We start from the raw sequence: 1905 nt of genomic DNA on the forward strand, positions 1-1905 counted from the left end.
ATCTTGCATTCTGCGGCCACCATGTCATCTCTAGCGCGCGGTTGGCACTCCCTGTGTTCGAGTGCCAAACCGGCCGCAAGCGCGCGAGCCGCCGCCTGATTTAGGAGACCTGAACATGGCGTTTCGTCCGCTTGCCGACCGCGTTGTCATCAAACGCATCGAAGAAGAAGCAAGGACCAAGGGCGGGATCATCATTCCCGACACCGCCAAGGAGAAGCCGCAGGAAGGCGAGGTCGTCGCCGTCGGTCCGGGCGCTCGCGACGAGGACGGCAAGCGCGTCCCCGTGGATGTGAAGGCCGGCGACCGCATCCTGTTCGGCAAATGGTCCGGCAGCGAAGTGAAGATCGACGGTGAGGACCTCCTGATCATGAAGGAGTCCGACATCCTCGGCGTCATCGAGCCCGTCCCCGCCCAGGCCAAGGCCGCCTAGGCAGTTCCCAAGCCCCCTTTCAGTCCCTAGCTTCTTCGAGAGAGCAGGCAGATGGCCGCCAAACAAATTCACTTCTCCGCCGACGCGCGCGACCGCATGCTGCGCGGCGTCAACATCCTCGCCAACGCGGTGAAGGTCACCCTGGGCCCCAAGGGTCGCAACGTGGTGATCGAGAAATCCTACGGCGCCCCGCGCTCCACCAAGGACGGCGTCACCGTCGCCAAGGAGATCGAACTTGAAGACAAGTTCGAGAACCTCGGCGCCCAACTGATCCGCGAGGTCGCCTCCAAGACCAGCGACAAGGCCGGCGACGGCACCACCACCGCCACGGTCCTGGCCCAGGCCATCGTCGTCGAAGGCCTGAAGTCGGTGGCGGCCGGCATGAACCCGATGGACCTCAAGCGCGGCGTTGAAAAGGCCGTGGTCGCGGTGGTCGAGAGCATCAAGGCCTCCTCCCGCGAGGTGACCACCAATGACGAGATCGCCCAGGTCGGCACCATCTCCGCCAACGGCGACACCGAAGTCGGTGAGATGATCGCCAAGGCTATGGAGCGGGTCGGCAATGAAGGCGTCATCACCGTCGAAGAGGCCAAGACCCTCGAAACCGAGCTTGAGGTGGTCGACGGCATGCAGTTCGATCGTGGCTACCTGTCGCCGTACTTCATCACCAACGCCGACAAGATGGAAGTCGAACTCGAAGAGCCCCTGATCCTGCTGTTCGAAAAGCGCCTGTCATCGCTCCAGCCGCTGCTGCCTCTGCTCGAGGCCGTGGTCCAGAGCGCCCGTCCGTTGCTGATCATCGCCGAGGACGTCGACGGGGAAGCCCTGGCCACCCTGGTGGTCAACAAACTGCGCGGCGGCCTGAAGGTCGCGGCCGTCAAGGCGCCGGGCTTCGGCGATCGTCGCAAGGCCATGCTGGAAGACCTCGCCATCGTCACCGGCGGCCAGGTGATCTCCGAGGACCTCGGTATCAAGCTGGAGAATGTCGCCCTCGACATGCTCGGCAAGGCCAAGAAGGTCACCGTCACCAAGGACGACACCACCGTGGTCGACGGCGCCGGCGACAAGGCGGCGATCGAGGGTCGCATCGTTCAGCTCAAGGCCCAGATTGAAGACACCACCTCCGACTACGACAAGGAAAAGCTGCAGGAACGCCTGGCCAAGCTGGCCGGCGGCGTCGCGGTCATCAAGGTCGGTGGCGCAACCGAGGTCGAGGTGAGGGAACGCAAGGACCGTGTGGACGACGCTCTCAACGCCACCCGGGCGGCGGTCGAGGAAGGCATCGTACCCGGCGGCGGAGTCGCCCTGCTCAAGGCCTCCAAGGCCCTGGACGGCCTCAAGGGCCTCAACCCCGATCAGGACGCGGGCATCGCCATCGTGCGGCGCGCGCTTCAAGCTCCGATCCGCCAAATCTCCGAGAACGCTGGCGTGGAAGGCTCGATCGTCGTCAGCAAGGTGCTGGAGCACGCCTCGGC

General features: G+C 64.7%; 2 protein-coding genes. Both read left to right on the forward strand.

Going from position 1 to position 1905, the window contains the following annotated elements:
• Window positions 1-115 precede the first annotated feature (115 nt).
• Window positions 116-430: a co-chaperone GroES gene (gene groES, locus Q8Q88_RS05065; RefSeq protein ID WP_305674113.1), complete on the forward strand. Its 315-nt coding sequence runs from the start codon at window positions 116-118 to the stop codon at window positions 428-430.
• A gap of 51 nt (window positions 431-481) precedes the next feature.
• Window positions 482-1905 (forward strand): chaperonin GroEL (gene groL / locus Q8Q88_RS05070; protein WP_305674114.1); only part of this gene is annotated, 1424 nt, incomplete at its 3' end.

It is taken from the genome of Phenylobacterium sp. (assembly GCF_030697925.1).
Taxonomy (GTDB): Bacteria; Pseudomonadota; Alphaproteobacteria; order Caulobacterales; family Caulobacteraceae; genus Phenylobacterium.

Coding starts and splice junctions, on each gene's coding strand:
- groES (WP_305674113.1), top strand. CDS start 116: ATGGCGTTTCGTCCGCTTGCCGACCGCGTTGTCATCAAACGCATCGAA.